The sequence below is a fragment of the Massilia sp. UYP34 genome, assembly GCF_056279385.1.
In genome coordinates this window covers 88,873-107,681 of record NZ_JBWBRF010000012.1, presented here as the reverse complement: position 1 = coordinate 107,681, position 18,809 = coordinate 88,873, and the positions used below count along the sequence as shown (strand labels likewise).

General features: G+C 66.3%; 15 protein-coding genes. 7 read left to right on the top strand and 8 right to left on the bottom strand.

Going from position 1 to position 18,809, the window contains the following annotated elements; translation table 11 throughout:
* Positions 1-7: 7 nt before the first annotated feature.
* Together ACZ9AQ_RS17600 and ACZ9AQ_RS17595 are read left to right on the top strand one after the other, a co-directional pair.
* The gene (locus ACZ9AQ_RS17600; RefSeq protein WP_429205861.1) at positions 8-2,560 is read left to right on the top strand and encodes a circularly permuted type 2 ATP-grasp protein; all 2,553 of its coding nucleotides are present in this window, start codon (positions 8-10) and stop codon (positions 2,558-2,560) included.
* A 26-nt stretch (positions 2,561-2,586) separates the two neighbouring features.
* A complete protein-coding gene (locus tag ACZ9AQ_RS17595) occupies positions 2,587-3,534 on the top strand; it encodes a transglutaminase family protein (RefSeq protein WP_429205999.1) in 948 nt (315 codons plus the stop codon).
* 16 nt (positions 3,535-3,550) lie between these two features.
* Here the strand turns inward: ACZ9AQ_RS17595 and ACZ9AQ_RS17590 are convergent, their stop codons facing one another.
* The gene (locus ACZ9AQ_RS17590; RefSeq protein ID WP_429205863.1) at positions 3,551-4,219 is read right to left on the bottom strand and encodes a hypothetical protein; all 669 of its coding nucleotides are present in this window, start codon (positions 4,217-4,219) and stop codon (positions 3,551-3,553) included.
* 399 nt (positions 4,220-4,618) lie between these two features.
* Between ACZ9AQ_RS17590 and ACZ9AQ_RS17585 the strand changes: the two genes are divergently transcribed.
* Genes ACZ9AQ_RS17585 through ACZ9AQ_RS17575 form a run of 3 tightly spaced genes read left to right on the top strand, consistent with a single transcriptional unit; the run spans position 4,619 to position 7,997 of the window.
* The gene (locus ACZ9AQ_RS17585; protein WP_429205864.1) at positions 4,619-5,251 is read left to right on the top strand and encodes a cohesin domain-containing protein; all 633 of its coding nucleotides are present in this window, start codon (positions 4,619-4,621) and stop codon (positions 5,249-5,251) included.
* A 3-nt stretch (positions 5,252-5,254) separates the two neighbouring features.
* Positions 5,255-5,536: a hypothetical protein gene (locus ACZ9AQ_RS17580; protein WP_429205866.1), complete on the top strand. Its 282-nt coding sequence runs from the start codon at positions 5,255-5,257 to the stop codon at positions 5,534-5,536.
* Positions 5,537-5,555: 19 nt separating this feature from the next.
* On the top strand, positions 5,556-7,997 hold the full coding sequence (locus ACZ9AQ_RS17575) for a vWA domain-containing protein (RefSeq protein ID WP_429205867.1): 2,442 nt from the start codon (positions 5,556-5,558) through the stop codon (positions 7,995-7,997).
* A 166-nt stretch (positions 7,998-8,163) separates the two neighbouring features.
* On the opposite strand, the gene ACZ9AQ_RS17570 is transcribed toward ACZ9AQ_RS17575, so the two are convergent.
* From ACZ9AQ_RS17570 to ACZ9AQ_RS17540, 7 genes are all read right to left on the bottom strand, one after another.
* A complete protein-coding gene (locus ACZ9AQ_RS17570) occupies positions 8,164-8,481 on the bottom strand; it encodes a hypothetical protein (protein WP_429205868.1) in 318 nt (105 codons plus the stop codon).
* A gap of 26 nt (positions 8,482-8,507) precedes the next feature.
* Positions 8,508-9,788, bottom strand: a complete 1,281-nt coding sequence (gene wecC, locus ACZ9AQ_RS17565) for a UDP-N-acetyl-D-mannosamine dehydrogenase (RefSeq protein WP_429205870.1) — start codon at positions 9,786-9,788, stop codon at positions 8,508-8,510.
* Positions 9,772-10,908 carry a non-hydrolyzing UDP-N-acetylglucosamine 2-epimerase gene (gene wecB, locus ACZ9AQ_RS17560; protein ID WP_429206000.1) on the bottom strand — a complete coding sequence of 379 codons (1,137 nt, stop codon included), beginning with the start codon at positions 10,906-10,908 and terminating at the stop codon, positions 9,772-9,774. The genes wecC and wecB overlap by 17 nt, the downstream gene beginning before the upstream one ends.
* A gap of 204 nt (positions 10,909-11,112) precedes the next feature.
* Positions 11,113-12,939: a glycoside hydrolase family 15 protein gene (locus ACZ9AQ_RS17555; RefSeq protein WP_429205872.1), complete on the bottom strand. Its 1,827-nt coding sequence runs from the start codon at positions 12,937-12,939 to the stop codon at positions 11,113-11,115.
* Positions 12,936-13,712, bottom strand: coding sequence for a trehalose-phosphatase (otsB, locus tag ACZ9AQ_RS17550; protein WP_429205873.1), 777 nt, complete (start codon positions 13,710-13,712; stop codon positions 12,936-12,938). The genes ACZ9AQ_RS17555 and otsB overlap by 4 nt, the downstream gene beginning before the upstream one ends.
* Positions 13,709-15,961 carry an alpha,alpha-trehalose-phosphate synthase (UDP-forming) gene (locus ACZ9AQ_RS17545; protein ID WP_429205874.1) on the bottom strand — a complete coding sequence of 751 codons (2,253 nt, stop codon included), beginning with the start codon at positions 15,959-15,961 and terminating at the stop codon, positions 13,709-13,711. Before ACZ9AQ_RS17545 ends, otsB begins: the two co-directional genes overlap by 4 nt.
* Before the next feature lie 123 nt (positions 15,962-16,084).
* Positions 16,085-16,624 (bottom strand): hypothetical protein, encoded by a 540-nt coding sequence (locus ACZ9AQ_RS17540; protein ID WP_429205876.1) that lies wholly within the window; start codon positions 16,622-16,624, stop codon positions 16,085-16,087.
* A gap of 131 nt (positions 16,625-16,755) precedes the next feature.
* Here ACZ9AQ_RS17540 and ACZ9AQ_RS17535 point away from each other — a divergent pair, with 131 nt between their 5' ends.
* Both ACZ9AQ_RS17535 and ACZ9AQ_RS17530 read left to right on the top strand, forming a co-directional pair.
* The gene (locus ACZ9AQ_RS17535) at positions 16,756-17,658 is read left to right on the top strand and encodes a PEP-CTERM sorting domain-containing protein (RefSeq protein ID WP_429205877.1); all 903 of its coding nucleotides are present in this window, start codon (positions 16,756-16,758) and stop codon (positions 17,656-17,658) included.
* A 597-nt stretch (positions 17,659-18,255) separates the two neighbouring features.
* The gene (locus ACZ9AQ_RS17530) at positions 18,256-18,762 is read left to right on the top strand and encodes a host attachment protein (protein WP_429205878.1); all 507 of its coding nucleotides are present in this window, start codon (positions 18,256-18,258) and stop codon (positions 18,760-18,762) included.
* Positions 18,763-18,809: the final 47 nt, after the last annotated feature.

The following is an 18,809-nucleotide window of genomic DNA, read 5'->3' as shown; positions in this document are numbered from 1 at the left end:
AGCTTCGATGCCGAATCAACTACTTGCCCACTACCTGGCCGCGCCGGACAGTTTCGACGAAATGCTCGACGCGACCAAGGCGCCGCGCGCGCACTGGCGTGCGCTGCTGGACAACCTGGCGCACGAGGCGCCCGCCGTGATGCGCCAGCGCCAGCAGATGGTGCAGCGCCAGGTGCGCGAAAACGGGGTGAGCTACAACGTGCCCGCCGACGCCCACGGCCGGCAACGGCAGTGGGACCTGAACGTGCTGCCGCTGATCCTGCCGCACGAGGAATGGAGCGGCATCGAGGCCGCCGTGATCCAGCGCGCCACCCTGCTCAACAGGATCCTGGTCGACGTCTACGGCAAGGAGGAGATGCTGAGCGAAGGCCTGCTGCCGCCGGCGCTGATCCACGGCCACGCGGGCTTTTTGCGGTCCTGCCACGGCATGCGCCATCACGATGACGTCGCCCTGCACTTCTACGCGGTCGACCTGGCGCGCGCCCCGGACGGCCGCTGGTGGGTGATGGCCGACCGTACCCAGGCGCCCTTCGGCGCCGGCTATGCGCTGGAAAACCGCGCCATCATCGCCCCCACCTTCCCCGACCTGCTGCGCGAACTCAAGGTGCAGCCCCTGACCCGGTTCTTCCGCACCATGCACGAGAGCCTGGTGCACTGGGGCCGCCGGTGCGCGGCCGGCGGCGACGCGCCGGCGCCGCTGCGCGAGGGCGAAGCGCCGCTGATCGTGCTCCTGACGCCGGGCCCGCGCACCCAGAGCTACTACGAACAGGCCTACCTGGCGCGCTATCTCGGCCTGCCGCTGGTCGAAGGCGGCGACCTGACGGTGCGCGACGGCGTGGTCTACCTGAAAACCCTGGACGGCCTGCACCGGGTGCACGTGATCATGCGCCGGGTCGACGACGAATCGTGCGATCCGCTCGAACTGCAAAGCTCGTTGCTGGGCGTGGCCGGCCTGACCCAGGCCGCCATGCGCGGCAACGTGCTGGTCGCCAACAGCCTCGGCTCGAGCCTGCTCGAATCGGGCGCGCTTCTCGGCTTCCTGCCGGCGCTGTCGAAGCGCTTGCTGGGCGAGCCCCTCAAGATGCCGTCGGTGGCCACCTGGTGGTGCGGCGAAGATGCGGCGCTGGAAACCGTGGTCGCCAGGCTCGACCGGCTGGTGATCAAGCCCAGTTTCTCGCAACTGCCGCAAGCGGCCGTGTTCGGCCAGGACCTGGACGGCGCCGCGCGCGCAGCCTTCATCGCCCGCCTGCGCGCCAATCCCAACAATTACATCGCCCAGGAACTGGTGCGGCTGTCGCAGGCGCCGGTGTGGAACGACGGCGCCACGCCCGGCCTGCAGGCGCGCGCCATCGGCCTGCGGGTGTTCGCCTGCGCCACGCCGCATGGCTACGTAGTGATGCCGGGCGGCCTGACCCGGGTGGCCACCGGGCCCGATGCGCGCGTGCTGACGATGCAGATGGGCGGGGCCAGCAAGGATACCTGGGTCCAGGCGCGCTCCCGGGCCGCAGTGCACCGCCTGCAGAAACGCAGCATCACGGGCGCCGACCTGGTGCGCGAAGACAGCAACCTGTCGAGCCGCATGGCAGAGAATCTGTTGTGGTTCGGGCGCCATGTCGAGCGTTGCGACAATATCGCGCGCCTGCTGCGGGTCGCGCTCCATTTCCTGTTCAACGTGCGCTTCGACCAGCGCGGCGCCGAGTGGCCGACCGTCGAGGCGCTGTGCATCTGGTTCGGGCTGATCGACGCCGAAAAGAAAGCGCCGGCGCCGGGGCCTGGCGAAGGGCCGGGCCAGGCCAGCGCCATCTTCACCGATGCCGAGATGGAGGCGGCCCTGATGCTGGCGGTGGTCTCGCCGAACGTGCCCGGCCTGGCGCGCCAGCAGCAACAGTTGTACCGGATCGCCGGCCAGCTGCACGAACGCTTCTCGGTCGACAACTGGCGCGCGCTGAACCGCATGGTGCAGCCGGCTTCCGCGCCCGGCGAGCGGCCGTCGCAGTCGGGCGTGATGACGATCCTCGACGACGCCACGTCCGCGCTGATGACGCTGGCCGGGTTCGCCTTCGACGGCATGACGCGCGACCTCGGCTGGCGCTTCATGTCGCTCGGCCGCCGCCTGGAGCGCCTGCAGTTCCAGAGCCTGGTGCTGCAGCGCGCGCTCGCAATGGACGAGAACGGCAATCTGGAATGGCTGCTCGAACTGTCCGACAGCATCGTCACCTACCGCGCGCGCTACCGTACCCAGCCCGAGTGGCTGCCGGTGCTCGACCTGCTGCTGCTCGACGAGACCAACCCGCGCTCGATCCTGTTCCAGCTCAATGGCATCCTGAGCACCCTGGCCCGCATCGCGCAGACCCAGGGCGCCTGCGGCGCGGACACGCTGGCGTCCCTGAAGGACGAGTTGATCGGGCTCGACCCGGGCGCCGACCTGAACCACGGCAATGCGATGCTGAGCGGCCTGCTGCACCGCATCAGCCTGGCCAGCGCGGCCCTGTCCGAGCAGATCAGCGTGCAATTTTTCAGCTATACCGACAACGGCCGCCAAAGGAACCGCAGCTCATGATCGCGCAGCGCATGCACACGCAGCTCATGGACACGCAGTTCATGAACAATCCGCCGGCGGGCGCCGGAACCTGCGCGCGCTATCGCGTGGTGCATGAAACGCGCTACGTCTACAGCAGCCCGGTCACCCTGTCGCAGCAATACCTGCACCTGACACCGCGCTCCTTCCCCTGCCAGCAGACCGAGTCTCACCTGATCTGGCTCGATCCGGTCGTCAACGACAGCAAGGACGGCGTCGATTACTTTGGCAACCTGACCCGCCACGTGGCGCTGAGCGTGCCGCATGACAGCCTGCTGGTGCACGCCGAATCGACGGTGTCGCTGCGCGCGCGCCACACCCTGGCGCAGATCGCCGGGACGCTGCCGTGGGAAGGCGTGCGCGACATGATGGGCAAGGAAAAAAGCGCCGCCACCCTGGAAGCCTGCCGCTATCTGTACGCCTCGCCGCATGTCACCAGCTTCCCCGAGCTCGAAGCCTACGCCCGCGCCAGCTATACCCCGGGCCGGCCGCAGCTCGATGCCGCGCTGGACCTGACGTACAGGATCTTCGACGACTTCGAATTCGATGCCAAGGCGACCGATATCTCGACCCCGCTCGAGCAGGTGCTGCGCGGCCGGCGCGGCGTGTGCCAGGACTTCGCCCAGCTGATGATCGGCTGTCTGCGCAGCATCGGCCTGCCGGCGCGCTATGTGAGCGGCTATATCCTGACCCACCCACCCGAGGGCAAGCCGCGCCTGATTGGCGCCGATGCCTCGCACGCGTGGGTGTCGGTGTTCTGCCCGGCGCTGGGCTGGGTCGATTTCGATCCGACCAACCGCTGCCTGGTGCAGCATGAACACATCACGCTGGGCTGGGGACGCGACTTCAGCGACGTGACCCCGCTGCGCGGCATCGTGCTCGGGGGCGGCAAGCAGGAGCTCGACGTCCAGGTGACGGTGACGCCCTTGCCGTTGCTCCAGGAGCCTGTCCGGTAGGCTCCTGGAGGCGTGACTAGACGCCGTCCTTGTGCCCAAGCCCGACAGGGATGGGCATGCCCACGCCGCCGCCGCCCATGCCGCCGCCGCCGCGGCTTCCGGCGCCGCCGGCCTCGCCTTTCGCACGGCCGCCACCACCCTGCGTGCGCGTCGGCCCCTGCAGCGGAATCATCACCTCGCCCGGCATCGGATCGAGATCGAGCGCCGCGCGGACAAACGTGCGCAGGCTGACGACCAGCTCCGCCGTATGAATGGGCCGCCCCGCCGCCAGGTCGGCCGCCGCCTGCGCCGCCAGCCGGCAGTGCTCTTCGGTGCCGAGCAGCAGGATGTCCGCCAGCGCGGCTTCGACGGCGTCGCGGATGCGGCGCGAGCGGTCCGAGCTCGCCGTTGCCTCGCCCAGCCCCATGCCCTCCTCGCCCACTTCGCTCGCTTGGCCGCGCTCGCGCACCTCGCGCAAATGCGTCGGATCGACCGTCAATTGCCCGGTGAACGAGCCGCCCAGGGTGCGGTAGGCGGCGATCAGGGTTTTCAGGCGTTCGTTGATCTGGCGATTCATGCGCTCGCGCCGCTGCTGGATGGTCTGCATCATGAGGATGCGGATGCCCACGCCCAGCAAGGTCAACACGGCGAGCCCGATGATGGTGGTCATCGCGCCTTGCCACGAACTGAAATCCATATAGCGCATGCTGGTCACGGTAGCGTTGTCGATGTCTCTTAGAGCCTATCCCGGTAGGTGGGGGGAAGCTCATGCCGATGCTTGGCGGGTGTGAGCAAGGCGCGAGGAGGCCGCATGGCGAGCCATGCAACGACGAGCAACGCAGCGCACACTTGCCAGGCGCGGCAGGAGCGACTCCCACCTACCGGGATAGGCTCTTATTGTATCTGCCGGAAACATACCGGCGCGCCGCGCTCGCATCATGGTCGAATCGCCAACTTCTTGCGCTAACAAAAAGACAATGTTTTATGCCTGAGGGATGATGGATCCAGCCCCTTCGCACATCCGGCATGTCCACCATGCGTGATCCGGGCGCCCCCTGATACAGCGCTGCGGCGCTCTCTCTTATCTCGACAAGGACATTCGACCATGGCTTCGGTACTCTCAAGAATCATACGCACGGCCACAGCACTGCTGGCATGCGCCGTCGCGCTTGCCGCACCCGCCGGCGCCGCGGTCCTGACGACCTCGCTGTCAAGCCCTGCGGTCACCGTGGGACAGCAATTCTCCCTCGACGTCATGGTCGGCGACCTGGCGCCGGGCCAGGCCCTGGCGGGGTTCGACCTCGACCTGGTATTCGATCCCGCACTGGTTGCGCCGGTGAGGGCCGAGTTCGGCCACTACCTGGGCGAAGTCGATGTCGACCAGCTGACCCACGCGCTCTTCGGAGCAGGCCGGGCGGACTTCGCCGCAGTATCGCTGCTGGACGGCACGACCCTGATCGGCTTGCAGCCCGGGACGTTCCCGCTCGCGCGGCTGGTGTTCACGGCGCTTGCCCCCGGCGCCGTGTCGATCGACTTCGACCTGCTGGCGGCGCCGGGCCTGCTGCTCAGTGACGGATTCGGCGAGGCCATCGCCGTCAGCGCCGTCCACGGCGCCGTCGTCGACATCGGCACGGCCACTAGTGTCCCGGAGCCGTCCACACTGGCCTTGTTCATGCTGGGCGCCGTCCTGGCCCCCGGCGGCATTCCACTGATCCGCGGCCGCCGCGCCGCCCTGTGACGCGTGGCGCGCTGGCTCGCCGCGGCCGCACCCGCGCTGCTGGTGGTGAGCGTGCTGTACGCCCGCTGTTCCGGCAACGACAAGGCGCCCTTCGTGGTCGTGGGGGTACTGGGGCTGACTGCCGTCCTGGCCGTGGCGCTGCTGCTGCGCGCCCTCGTGGTAGGGAGCCTGCACGCCTGGCGCAGCGCCGCGCTGGCGATGCTGCCGCTGCTGTACGCGGCGATCGCCATCGCGCTGGCGCGGCAGGGGTGGGTGGACCTGATGTCGTTTCTTGGTTTTCGATGAACCTTGCTCGGGAGATGGAATGCAATCTGCAAAACTGAGGCTGGCGGGCCTGGTGGGCCTGCTGGTCGGCGTCGTCGCCATACCGGCGGCGATCGCGTTCAAGCCGACCCAGGAGTTTGGCCATGTCGGCATCGTCAGGGACGCGCTGACCCGGATCACCGTCCCGGCGCCCGGTGGCGGTACCTACCGGTTTTCCGAACGCGCCATCCTGGAAGTACGCGACAGCACGGCCGGCGTCGACGAGATCGTCTCTTCGCGCGGAGAGCTGTCGGTACCCACTGCCCACTGCGACGACGAGCTGCTGCCGGAATGTTCGCAGCGCATCATCGCGATCAAGAATGCAGCGATCGGCCTGCTCGCGGCGCCGGCGCCGGATGGCGAAGGCGCGCGCCGCCAGGTCGGCCGGGCGCTGCACACGCTGCAGGACTTTTTCTCGCACAGTAACTGGATCAATATTTCCGGCGGCCAGCCGGGCCTGGGCACCATGGTGCTCCCACGCCTGGCCGCCAGCCAGGACACCTGCGAGCGCGGCCTGTCGTCGATCGGCTCAGGCACCCTGGCCGCCTTTGGCCTGAGTTTCCCGACGACCGGCTATTTCAATCCCTTCCTGGCGCCGCCCGAAGGCAAGTGCAACCATGGACTGCTGCTCGACCCCGGCATCCACAAGGATGCGCCGGGCCGCGCCGGCCACGCGCCCGCGCGCGCCGCCGCGGTGGACGCGACCGAGAGCCTGATCCGCCAGATCCTCGCGGCGCCCGGCGTCGCGGGCAACGACAAGGCGATCCGCGCCTTCCTCGACATGCGCGGCGCGGTCGGCTTCGTGGTCGACGACACCGGCAGCATGGGCGGCGTGATCGCCGGGGTCAAGTCGTCCATCGCCCGGATCGTCGAGACGGTGCGCACCGGGCCCAACCAGCCCGACCGCTACCTGCTGGTCAATTTCGGCGATCCCCAGGTCGGCGCCGCCTTCGTCACGGCCGACGCCGCGGCGCTGCTGGCGCGCGCCAATTCCCTGTTCGCCTCCGGCGGCGGCGACTGTCCGGAACTGTCCATGGCCGGCACGCTGCGCGCGATCAACGCCGCGCCGAACGGCTCCCAGCTGTATGTCTTCACCGATGCCTCCGCCAAGGATGCCGCCCTGTCCGGCAACGTCGTCACCCAGGCCAATGCCAAGGACATCACCGTCACGTTCCTTACCTTCGGCTCGTGTTCACCGATCGATCCAGCCTATTACACCATTGCGGCCGAGACCGGCGGCCAGTTGTACGCGCTGCAGCGCACGGCCGAAGAAACCGAGAAAATTTTCGGTCTGGTGATGCCCTACGTGAGCGCCAGCCCACGGCCCCTGCTGGCCGCCAAGGGCACCGTCGGCGGTGCGCGCAACCTGCAGTTCCCGGTCGACCGCACGCTGCGCAGCCTTCAGGTATCGGTCGCGGTCGACGCCGGTGCGAGTGCGCGCCTGTTCGATCCGGCCGGCCGCGAGGTGGTCGACGGCACGGCGGGCCTGACGGTCACCACCTTGACGGGTGGCAAGCTGATCGCCCTGACGGCGCCTACCGCCGGTAACTGGCGGCTGGCGTTGGCCGGCGTCGGCAACTACGACGTCTCGGTGTCGGGCGACAGCCCTCTGGAACTGAACCGTTTCGAGTTCGTCGAAACGCGCGGACGCGAAGGCCACGAAGGCCTGTACCCGATCAAGAGCCAGCCGCTCGCACGCGCCACCCAGCAGGCGCGCGCGACGATGCTCGGCGCATTCGATACCGCGCAATTTGCGCTGGTGAACGAGGCCGGCGACACCATCGCCCAGCTGCCCGCCACGCGCCGCGCCGGAGAGACCATGCCCGACGAATTCCTGGCGGACTTCGTGCTGCCCACGCAGCCGTTCCGCGTCATGGTGAGCGGACGCCTGGCCACGGGCGACGCGTTCCAGCGCATCCATTCGCCGGTGTTCCTGGGCCGTACCGTCAAGGTCGAGGCGCTGGGCGGCGGCTTCGGCGCCTTCAGTCCGGGACAAAGCTACGTGGTGCGCTTCCGCGTGACGAACCTGGGCGCCCAGGACACCTTCGCCGTGAACGCCACCGACGAACGCGGATTCGTCGAGGATTATCCCCGCAGCCTCGTGCTGGGACCGAACGCGTCCGCCCTGGTCGACGTGCGGATCGCCATCCCCGCCGCCACGCCGGTGGGCACGACCAATGCCGTCTCGCTGGCGGTCAGGGGAGCGTCGTCGGCCAACGGCACGGTGTTCACGCAGGTCGTGCGCGCCGCGACACTGGCGGGCGATGTCGACGGCGACGGCGACGTCGACCGTGACGATGCCCAGTTGGTGTTCATGGCGCGCAACCAGTCCGCTTCCGGCGACGCCGACCCGCGCGACATGGACCGTGACGGCCGTGTGACCGTGCTGGATGCACGCAAGGTCAGCCTGGCCTGCACCCGTCCATCGTGCGCACGGCAATAGCAACTCGGGCGGCCGCGGCGATCAGCGCCGCGGCCGCGCCTTTGCCCCGTGTCCGCGCCTGTGTCCGTGCCTGTGCCCGATAAACGTCAGCCTGCAGTTTTCCCCCGGTTGTCACACGCCTGTCGTTACGCAGGCGGTTGATGGTCGACAGTGCTCAGGTCCGTGTTCACGGCAGACCGGCCACCGCAATCGGATGCGGGGACATCATGTACAAAAGCGGCAAGAAGCGCTTGATCCTCGACGCGGACGGGGCCACCATCGATGCGGCATTTTCCCGCCATGGGGTGGTGATCGGCGACGAGACCCGGTTCAAGCCGCCCAGTCCGGCGCCGCCGCCCATCAGCAGCAAGGTCGCCTGCGCGGGGGCGAGGCCGAGCTCACGGGCGCATTCAGCGCGCCCGAGCGGCCTTGCGAACGCCGGCATGGTCGGCATGCCGGCCACATGGACCGCATGCGCCGGGACGCCCGGCTCGTACAGCCGCAATGCCACCTCGTCGTTGGCGGCCGGCGTCAGTGACCGGCAGCGCTCAGGTAGCCACAGGTGTCGATGACCACTTTGTTGGCAAACAAATCTTTCTTGAGCGACAGGAAGGGCTTGTGATTGACTAACATGAGGACGATCTGCGCACGCGCCAGCGCGTCCTGCGGCATGCGTAATTCACCCTTGTCCAGGCTGGCAGGCAGGGCCGAGATATTCGGTTCGACCACGATCACGCGGCAGGCGGGAAATTTCGCGATCCCAGCCACGATATCGAGTGCCGGACTTTCCCGCAGGTCGTCGATGTCGGGCTTGAAAGCCAGGCCGAAGCAGGCGATCGTCACCTCGGATGGCATGCGCTCGGGGTTCGCTGCCATGAAATTTTCGACTTCATCCTTTACCTTGTCCAGCACCCAGTGCGGCTTGCCGTCATTGACCTCACGCGCCGCCCTGATCAGCCTTGCCTGCTCCGGTGCGCTGTGCACGATGAACCAGGGATCGATCGCGATACAGTGGCCGCCCACGCCCGGGCCAGGGCGCAGGACGTTGACGCGCGGATGGCGGTTCGCCAGCGCGATCAGTTCCCACACATCGATCCCGAGCTCGCCGCAGATCAGGGACAATTCATTGGCGAAAGCGATGTTCACGTCACGATAGGAATTCTCTGTCAGCTTGCACATCTCCGCGGTGCGCGAATCGGTTTCGAAGCACGTTCCCTGCACAAAGGTCTCATAGAGCTCGATAGCGCGCGCCGAGCAGGCCTTGGTGATGCCGCCGATGATGCGATCGTTGGATACCAGCTCATGGATCACCCTGCCCGGCAGCACACGTTCAGGGCAGTAGGCGATATGGATGTCGGTCTCGTCGTCCGGTCCGAGAGGAATTTTCAGGTCGGGGCGCGTTGCGGCCAGCCATTTCGCCAGGTTCTGGGTGGTGCCGACCGGCGACGTCGATTCGAGAATGACGAGGTCGCCTTTCTTGAGAACCGGCGCGATCGAACGCGCCGCTGCTTCCACATGGCTGACGTCGGGCTCATGATTGCCCTGGAACGGCGTCGGCACGGCAATCAGGAAGGCGTCGGCCGGTTGCACGGTCGTGGACGCCTTCAGGTAGCCCTGGTTGACGGCCGCGGCGACGATCATGTCGAGGTCCGGCTCGACGATGTGCGTCCGGCCAGTGTTGATCGTGTCGACCGCATCCTGATTGACATCCACGCCGATCACGTTCTTCTTGCGCGATGCAAACATTGCGGCGGTCGGGAGGCCGATGTAACCCAGACCGATGATCGAGACCACTTCAAAGCTGCTGCCCATGTTTTTCCCTCAGAAAATTAAGGATGCGCATTGCGGCTTTGCCGTCGCCATAGGGATTGATGGCCGAACTCATGCGCTGGTATTCGGCCGGGTCGTTCAGGAGCGTGCGCACGCCTTCGACGATGGACTCGACGCCGGTACCGACCAGGCGCGCGGTGCCTGCCGCCACGGCCTCCGGGCGCTCGGTGGAGTCGCGCATGACGAGAACGGGCTTGCCGAGCGACGGCGCTTCTTCCTGGATGCCGCCGGAGTCGGTCAGGAGGACCGCGGCGCAATTCATCAAATACACGAACGGCAGGTAACCCACGGGATCGATCAGGTGCACATTGGGGGCGTCCGCGAGCATGCTTCGCACGGGCTCCTGCACGTTCGGGTTCAGGTGGACAGGGAACAGCACTTCGACGCCGGGCCAACGGCTGATTTCACGCAAGGCAAGACAGATGTTCTTGATACCATCGCCGAAATTCTCGCGGCGGTGGCCTGTCACCAGGATCAGTCTTTTCTGGCGATCGAGAAAACAGAATCGAGATTCCATCTCGGATCGCAAACACGCGTCGCTGTCCAGGCGCGTGACGACATCCAGCAAGGCGTCGATCACGGTATTGCCCGTGACACAAATATTCGCGGCGTCCACGCCTTCGTTCAACAGATTCCGCCTGGCGTGCTCGGTCGGCGCGAAATGCAGGCTGGCGATGACGCCGGTCAGGCAGCGGTTGACCTCTTCCGGCCATGGCGAATAGATATTGCCGGTCCGTAGCCCCGCTTCCACATGCCCGACCGGAATTCTTTCGTAATAGGCAGCAAGGCTGGCAGCAAAGGTCGTGGTCGTGTCCCCATGCACGAACACATAATCGGGACGCCACGCGCGCAGCACCGTGCGCATACCCGTAAGAACCTTCGACGTGATGTCGGAGAGATCTTGGCCCGGCGCCATGAGATTCAGGTCGAAATCGGGCGTGAGCGAGAACACGTCCAGTACCTGATCCAGCATGTGCCGATGCTGGGCAGTCACGCAGATCCTGGTCTCGACGTCGGGACGTTCCGCCAGCGCTCGCACGACGGAAGCCATCTTGATTGCTTCCGGGCGCGTTCCGAATACGGTGACAACTTTAAGAGGCATCTCGTCGTTTGCGACCATGTGCGCAAACGGCCGAAGTGGACAATGGCATCGCGCGAGCATTCGGGAAAAAGCATCGGCGGTTGCAAATGCGCTACCGCCGAGTTCATGGCCCAATTATCCCGCCGATGCTGCTCTGCTCCGTTGAGCGTCCACAAACCGATGGACGCTGCGATCGTCCGGCTGCCCGCCTCTTGTCGCGCCTGCTTACACGACGCTATTCCACGATTTCGACAAGCGCATGGCGCAGTTGATCAGGCCGACCATCGAATACGTCTGCGGGAAGTTGCCCCACATTTCGCCGGTGACCGGGTGCGTGTCTTCGGACAGCAGCCCCAGGTGGTTGCGCGCGGCCAGCATCGCCTCGAACACCTCGCGCGCTTCCTCCGTCCGCCCGATCCGCGCCAGCGCGTCGATGCGCCAGAAGGTGCAGATGTTGAAGGCGGTCTCGGGCACGCCAAAATCGTCCGGCGCCTCGTAGCGGCGCATATAGGGGCCGTCGCACAGCGATTTTTCCAGCGCATCGACGGTGGCGACGAAGCGCGGATCTTTTGGGTCGATGAAATTGATCTCGGCCATCAGCAGCACGCTGGCGTCCAGGTCGCGTCCGCCCAGGCTTTCGGCAAAGGCCTGGCGCTCTTCGCTCCAGGCTTCTTCCAGCAGCCGGTTGCGGATCAGTTCGGCGCGCTCGCCCCAGAAGGCGGCGCGGTCCGGCAGTTCCAGCACGTCCGCGATCTTGGCCAGCCGGTCGCAGGCGGCCCAGTTCATCAGCACCGACGAGGTGTGCACACGGGCGCGGGTGCGCAGTTCCCACATGCCGGCGTCGGGCTCGGCCCACACCCGGAAGGCTTGCTCGCCGACCGCTTCCAGCAGGCGGAATTCGGGATGGCCGGCACGCCGGAACAGGCGGTGGTCGAAGAAGGCCTGGGCCGCGCCGAGTACGATATTGCCGTACACATCGTGCTGGAAGTGTTCTTGCGCCTGGTTGCCGATGCGCACCGGACGGTGGTTACGGTAACCGGGCAGGTGCTCGACGATCGATTCGGGCAGCTGCTCCTCGAGGCCGATGCCGTACAGGGGCTGGATGTGCCCGCCCTTGGCGCGCGCGACCACATTACCGAGCCAGCGCAGGTAGTCTTCCATGGTGCCGACCTCGGACAGGCTGTTCAGGGCCCGGATCACGAAGAAGGCGTCGCGCAGCCAGCAGAAGCGGTAATCCCAGTTGCGTTCGCTGCCCGGGGCTTCCGGGATGCTGGTGGTCATGGCGGCGATGATGGCGCCGGTGTCTTCGAACAGCGACAGCTTCAAGGTGATCGCGGCGCGGATCACGACGTCCTGCCATTCGAGCGGCAGCGCGAGGCGGCGCGACCAGGTGCGCCAGTAGCCGACCGTCTCCTTCTCGAACCGCTGGGCGGTGTCCTGGATGCCGTCGGCCAGGGTCTCGTCCGGTCCCAGCATGAAATTCATCGGCCGGTCGACCAGGAAGAACGATTCGGACAGCACGTAGCTGAGCGAGGCGTCGGTGTTCAGGCGCAGCGTCTGGTCCGGCCCAACGTAGCGGATATGGTGGCTGCCCTGGGTGATCTCGGGCCGTTTCGCGCCATATTCGAAGCGCGGCCGCAGCTTCACGCGCACGCGCACGCCGGCGCCGAGCGGCTTGACGCGCCGGACCAGCATCAGGGGCCGGAACATGCGGTCGCGGCTCAGGAAGCGCGGCGCGAAGTCGGTGATCTCGATGCCGTTGCCGGCCTGGTCATACAGGCGCGTATGCAGCACCGCCGTGTTCGGCTCATAGGACTGCTCGCTGCGCACGACATCCTCGAGCTCGATGCTCCACAGGCTGCCGTTCTCGCTCGGGTCGAGCAAGGCGTTGAACACCGGATCGCCGTCGAAGCGCGGCAGGCAGCACCACACCACCCGGCCCATGCGGTCGATCATGGCGCTGAAGGCGCAATTGCCGACCACGCCGCAATCGAGGGAGCCCGGCGCGTCGTGCACTGCGGTCGATGAGCACTGCTGGTTAACATCGTTCATGCTGAATCCTTTCCTATGGTTGACGTCGCGGCGGCGAGCGCCAGCGCATCGCGCACGGCCTGGCTCGACGCGATGCGGCAGCTGGCCACCGTCGGCCCGGGCCCGACCTTGAGGCCGATGCCGCCGATGCGCTGCACGTGGTCGAAGCCGGCTTCGTCGGTGGTGTCGTCACCGATGAACAGCGGCACAGCGCCAAGGAACGGCGCTTCGGCCAGGAAGTCGCGGACCGCCGTGCCCTTGCTGACGCCGGCGGCCTTGATCTCGACGATCATCTTGCCTTCCATGAGCAGCAGGCCCAGGCTGCCGCGCACCGCGTCGGCCATGGTCTCGACGCACAGCGCCTGCAGTTCGGGCGCCTGGCGATAGTGCAGCGCCAGCGCGCCATGCTTTTCCTCGACCCACAGGGCGGGATGACGCGCCGCCAGGGCGTGGGCGCGGGTGCGCACCACCGTGAAATCGGGCGTCGGCAACTGGCGCAGCACGCCGTCGGCGCCGCGCCGCTCCATGCCGTGCACGCCGGCGGCCGGCAGCGCCAGCGGCGCCAGCAACCGGTCGAGTTCGGCGACGGGACGGCCCGAGACGATGGCCAGCCGGCCGCTAAGCCGCTGTTGCAGCGCCGCCAGCGATGTCAACAGTTCGGGCGTCACCACCACCTGGTCGGGGCGCGGCGCGATGTCCACCAGCGTGCCGTCGAAATCGAGGAACAGCGCGCAACCGGGCGTGGCGAGCAGGTCCAGCGCTGCCTGTTCGTTGGTTGGAATGATCGAGCTCATGCGTCCCCCTTGCGTACCCGGTTCTGGCTGAGCGAATGGATCCTGGAGCGCACGCGCTCGCGCTGGCGCAGCCGGGCCGCGTCCTGCAGCATGCGGCCCGCCCAGCGATAGACGTTGAAATCGCGCACCCGCACGCGCATGCTGCGCATGCGTTCGCGCTGCTCGTCCTGCGGCATGCGCAGTGCGCGGTACAGCGCTTCGGCGCCTTCTTCGATGTGGTACGGGTTGACGATCAGCGCCTCGTGCAGCTCGCGTGCGGCGCCGGTGAACTGGCTCAGGATCAGCACGCCCTGTTCGTCGTCGCGGGCGGCGATGAATTCCTTGGCCACCAGGTTCATGCCATCGTGCAGGCTGGTCACGCTGCACACCTCGGAAGCGCGGAAATACGTGCGCAACTGGGCCTGTTCATGGTGTTCGGTCTTGAGGATGATGGGCAGGTAGCTGCCGCTGGAAAAGCGCTGGTTGATGCGCTGGGCCAGCGCGCGCACCCGCGCTTCGAAGTTCTGGTATTCGTCGAGCGAGGACCGGGTCGGCGCCGCAATTTGCACGAAGGTGAACTTGCCGACCATGTCCGGATGGAGTTCGAGCATGCGCTCGACCGCCTGGAAGCGCTCGATGATGCCCTTGGTGTAGTCGAGGCGGTCGACGCCGATGCCCAGCAGCTGGTCAGGCGGCAGCGCCAGCGCCTGGCGGATCTCGGCGCGGCAGGCCGCCACGTCGCACTCGCCCGGCATGGGCTCGGGCCAGGCGATCGAGATCGGGTACGGCTTCACCTGGGTCAGCTCGTTGCCGTAGCTGACGGTCGAGGCCTCGTTCTCGATGCGGGTTTCGAGGTAGCGGTCCACGGTGTCGAGGAAGTTCTTGCGGTGGAACGGCGTGTGGAAGCCGAGGATGGTGCTGCCCAGCATGCCGTCAAGAATTTCCTCGCGCCACGGGCAGATGCCGAACGATTCCGGATTCGGCCACGGGATGTGCCAGAAGGTGATGATGGTGGCCTTCGGCAGCACCGCGCGCACCATGCGCGGCAGCAGCGCGAAGTGATAGTCCTGCACCAGCACCACCGGGTTGTCGGAACGCGCCTCCGCGATCACCGCGTCGGCGAAGCGCTGGTTGACCCTGACGTATTCGGCCCAGTCGGACGAGCGGAACACCGGCCGCACGTGGGCGATATGGCACAGCGGCCACAGGCCCTCGTTGGCGAAGCCGTAGTAATAGCCCTGCTCTTCTTCTTTCGAGAGCCAGACGCGGCGCAAGGTATAGCTCGGGTTTTCAGGCGGCACGCGCACGTGGTCGTTGGCGTCGACCGTGTCGCGGTCGGCCGAGCCGGCCCCGTGCGCGATCCAGGTGCCGGAGCAGGCGCGCATCACGGCTTCGACCGCCGTCACCAGGCCGCTGGCCGGGCGTTGTACCTTGACGCCACTGGACGTGTTGACGTGGATGTAGGGCTCGCGATTCGATACCACCAGGATTTCGTCGCCCGCCAGGTCCTGGTTCAGCAAGGTCTTGAGCGTATCGGCGCCCCAGGTCTGGGACTCCACGCCGCTGCCCTGCAGGTCGCGATTGTATTCGTTGAGCAGTGCGCGCAGTTCACTGGCCAGCGGCGCGATCTCCGGCGGCATCGGCCCCGGCGCGCGCGGCGACAGCTCGCCGCGCAGCATCTCGCGCACGCCGTTGAGCCAGCCATGCCAGCTCAGGTGCGCGATCAGGACCGTGATCAGCGAGATCGCGCCCGCCAGCAGGACGAACAGGCCCAGGACGTACTTCTTGGTGTCTTCGCTGCGGCGCTCGATGAAGCTCATGTCCTGCACCAGGATCAGGCGGCCGGCGGCGATGCCGTCCTGGCTCAGCACACGACTGGACACGTGGACCGGCCCCTGGGGCAGGCGCACCACGGGCTTGGCGCCTTCACCATCCCCGCCCTGGCGGCAACCGAGCGAATCCGGATACGTCGTGGTCTTGTACTGCAAATTGCCGGCTGGATCGCAATAGGCGAGCGCATACAGGCGCTCGTCCTGGATCGCGCGGCTGAACGCGTCGTTGATGCGCGGGGCATCATTGTCCTCAAGGTAGTTGAGCAGCGGCTGTTGCAGCGTGCTCGACACCAGTTGGGAACGCGTATCGAGGTCCCGCACGAACCAGCGTACGGTGAGATTTTCCATCCACGGAACCGCGAAGTAACCGAACAGCGCCAGCACGAGGGCCAGCGGGACAATGAACCGCATGGATAGTTGTACCGATCTGAACCGCATGAAGCTCCTTCAACATGGACGTCGCCGACCATTTGAGTATAGCTATTTGCAAATTATCATGTCGCAACGTTGCGCACCGCAACATGCCAGGCCGGTGGGCGCGCCCACGGGCGCGCCGGGGAGTTATCCGGGCGCCCGCTGCAGCACGAATTCGGCGCGCGGCCTGGCGTGACGTTCCAGGCGATAGGTCAGGGTCTTGCCATCCTCGCTGAGGGTAACGGTCCAGACGTTCGTTTCCGCGCCGGGCACCAAGTCCGCGGTGTACTTGTCCGCCAAGAAAGCCTGGGAGCGGGCGGTGCCGCCTTCCTTCGCCATGCCCCCATACATGGTGACCTTGTCGGGCGTGCCGTCCGCGTGGCGGTGATCGTGGCGCAGTTCCAGACCCGCTTGCGGGCGGGTGAAGATCCAGGTGCGCGAACGGTCTTCGCCGACCTGCACCGGCATGCGGATCCCGGCCGCGCCGCATTGGACCTGGGTCGAGATCTTCTTGCCGGCGAATTCATTGTTCGGGTCGGCCGCATACGATTGCGCACCTTCGAAGCGCTGGCCGCACATGCCCTGCAGCGTGGCCATGAATTGATCGCGCGAGTCGGCTGGCGACGGCGTGGCGGCGCAGCCGGCAACCAGGGTGGTCACGGCGAGGATCGGCAGAATGGCTTTCATGGGATTCCAGATGTTATGAGAGGAGTGGAAAGAGTAGCACGCCGGCATCCGTGCAAATCGCGCTTGCTTTCGCGCTGATATTCTTTGCACACTTGCATTTCCGCATTTCCGCATTCACGATAGGCCCGCCCATGCCCTTTTCCGATCGACTGCGCTGCGCCAGCGCCCTCCTCCTCACCGTCTGCGCAATGACCCTGTCCCCGTCCTCCAGCGCCACCACCATCCTTTTCGTCGGCAACAGCTTCACCTATGGCGCCGGCGCACCGCCGGTGCACGACTTCCGCCCGCACACGGTCAAGGACCTGAACGGCACCAGGATCGGCGGCGTCCCGGCGCTGTTCAAGGCGATGACGCAGCAGGCAGGCCTGCATTACGCGGTTAGCCTGGAGACGAAAGGCGGCGCCGGCCTCGATTTTCACTACAAGCACCGCCACGACACCATCGTGAAGCCGTGGGATATCGTGCTGCTGCAAGGGTATAGCACGCTGGACCAGGACGCGCCCGGCGACCCCGCCAAGCTGATCCGTTACAGCGGCCTGCTGGCCCAGGCCTTCCACCAGCAGAATCCACGGGTCGACGTACGCTTGAGCGCGACCTGGTCGCGCGCCGACCAGACTTGGCTGGCCGGCGGCGCCTGGTACGGCAAGCCGATCCACCAGATGGCGCTGGACGTGCGTCGCGGCCATGACGCGGCCCATGCCGCCTCCCGCCACATCAGCGGCGTGATTCCGGTTGGCCAAGCATGGAACCGTGCGATCGCCAGCGGCGTGGCGGCCGCCAATCCCTATCGCGGCATACCGGCCGGCCAGGTCAATCTATGGGGAGAGGACGCCTATCATGGCAGCGTCCATGGCTACTACCTGGAAGCACTGACCATCTTCGGCAGCGTGACCGGCCGCGATCCGCGCTCGCTCGGCGCCGGCGACGCGGTCGCACGCGAGATCGGCATCGATGCGCGGACCGCCGCCGCACTGCAGGACATCGCCGCGCAGCAGTTGGCTGCCGAAAAAGTCCTGGAACCGGCCCTGCCCTGACGCTCGCCATTCGCCAACAAAAACGCCACCTGGACGGTTCATGACGTTAAGTGAAGGCGAAAGTCTTCTTGAGTTAACGTAAAAACGTCGTCCCCACGAAGGTGGGGACCCAATCTTGCAAGCGTTTCGACGACGTTTGCAGAACTTGGGTCCCCGCCTGCGCGGGGACGACGTATTTGACGGCTAGCTCAGCAGCTTAACTTAACGGTATTAGCCTGGACAGTGGCGTTTTCGTTTGCGACCAACATGCGTCAGCCGAAGATGAAATACAGGATGACGAGAACGACAGCAGGAATACCCAGCAGCCAGCCAATGAAATACTTACCCATGATGAACTCCTCTCACATGCTTGTTGTCGATGGGTTCATGATGCCGGGCACCAGCAGCGTGGTCCGTTAGGTGCTGCACACCCACAAGAAAATGCGCCGCGGCACGATTCACAGCGCCGGAAGGCGCACACCCGAGAAGGCGGTGCGCCGGGAATTTGCACGCAGGGCTATACTGAGTCATCACTTGTCGCCATGCAGAAGTCCTGGCTCAACATTATCGGACGATGTTGCAGGCGATTGTCATCACACCATTTTTACAGGGGGTAATATGCCAACAACCTGGACGATCGCAGCCAATGCCGGCCGTGCCCGCATCTTTTCCAGCGCCGGTCACGCGGCATCCTTGCAAGAGGTCGAAGACCTGGTCAATCCTGCCGCGCAACAGCGCGTGCTGGACATCGTCACTGACAAGATGAGTCCGCATTCCGCGCAGAATAGCGGCCATAATATCGGCGGTGGACAAGGTGGCGGATTCCAGCACGCCGCGCCTGCCGGCGCGCAGGGCAACGATTACCAGCCAGCCGTCACGCCGGTCGAGCACGAGACCCAGAAATTTGCCAAGGATATTTCGAACTACCTGCAACAGGCGCACCAGGCAGGCCGTTTCCAGCAGCTGGTCCTGGCGGCCTCGCCGGAATTCCTGGGCGTGCTGCGCACGCAAATCGACCCGCAGATCAAATCGCTGATCAAGCGTGAAGTCAACAAGGACTATACGCATTCGAACGGCCAGCAATTGCGCGCCCAGCTCGACGCGCACCAGGACAAGTCGGCGTAAGCCAAGGGCCCTCCTTCATCGCCAGGCCTGTCCGACGACGGGCCTGG

Bases quoted from the DNA above. Each gene is read 5' to 3' on its own strand.
- ACZ9AQ_RS17600 (WP_429205861.1), top strand. From the start codon at position 8: ATGCCGAATCAACTACTTGCCCACTACCTGGCCGCGCCGGACAGTTTC.
- ACZ9AQ_RS17595 (WP_429205999.1), top strand. From the start codon at position 2,587: ATGGACACGCAGTTCATGAACAATCCGCCGGCGGGCGCCGGAACCTGC.
- ACZ9AQ_RS17590 (WP_429205863.1), bottom strand. From the start codon at position 4,219: ATGCGCTATATGGATTTCAGTTCGTGGCAAGGCGCGATGACCACCATC.
- ACZ9AQ_RS17585 (WP_429205864.1), top strand. From the start codon at position 4,619: ATGGCTTCGGTACTCTCAAGAATCATACGCACGGCCACAGCACTGCTG.
- ACZ9AQ_RS17575 (WP_429205867.1), top strand. From the start codon at position 5,556: ATGCAATCTGCAAAACTGAGGCTGGCGGGCCTGGTGGGCCTGCTGGTC.
- wecC (WP_429205870.1), bottom strand. From the start codon at position 9,788: ATGGGCAGCAGCTTTGAAGTGGTCTCGATCATCGGTCTGGGTTACATC.
- wecB (WP_429206000.1), bottom strand. From the start codon at position 10,908: ATGCCTCTTAAAGTTGTCACCGTATTCGGAACGCGCCCGGAAGCAATC.
- ACZ9AQ_RS17555 (WP_429205872.1), bottom strand. From the start codon at position 12,939: ATGAACGATGTTAACCAGCAGTGCTCATCGACCGCAGTGCACGACGCG.
- otsB (WP_429205873.1), bottom strand. From the start codon at position 13,712: ATGAGCTCGATCATTCCAACCAACGAACAGGCAGCGCTGGACCTGCTC.
- ACZ9AQ_RS17545 (WP_429205874.1), bottom strand. From the start codon at position 15,961: ATGCGGTTCAGATCGGTACAACTATCCATGCGGTTCATTGTCCCGCTG.
- ACZ9AQ_RS17540 (WP_429205876.1), bottom strand. From the start codon at position 16,624: ATGAAAGCCATTCTGCCGATCCTCGCCGTGACCACCCTGGTTGCCGGC.
- ACZ9AQ_RS17535 (WP_429205877.1), top strand. From the start codon at position 16,756: ATGCCCTTTTCCGATCGACTGCGCTGCGCCAGCGCCCTCCTCCTCACC.
- ACZ9AQ_RS17530 (WP_429205878.1), top strand. From the start codon at position 18,256: ATGCCAACAACCTGGACGATCGCAGCCAATGCCGGCCGTGCCCGCATC.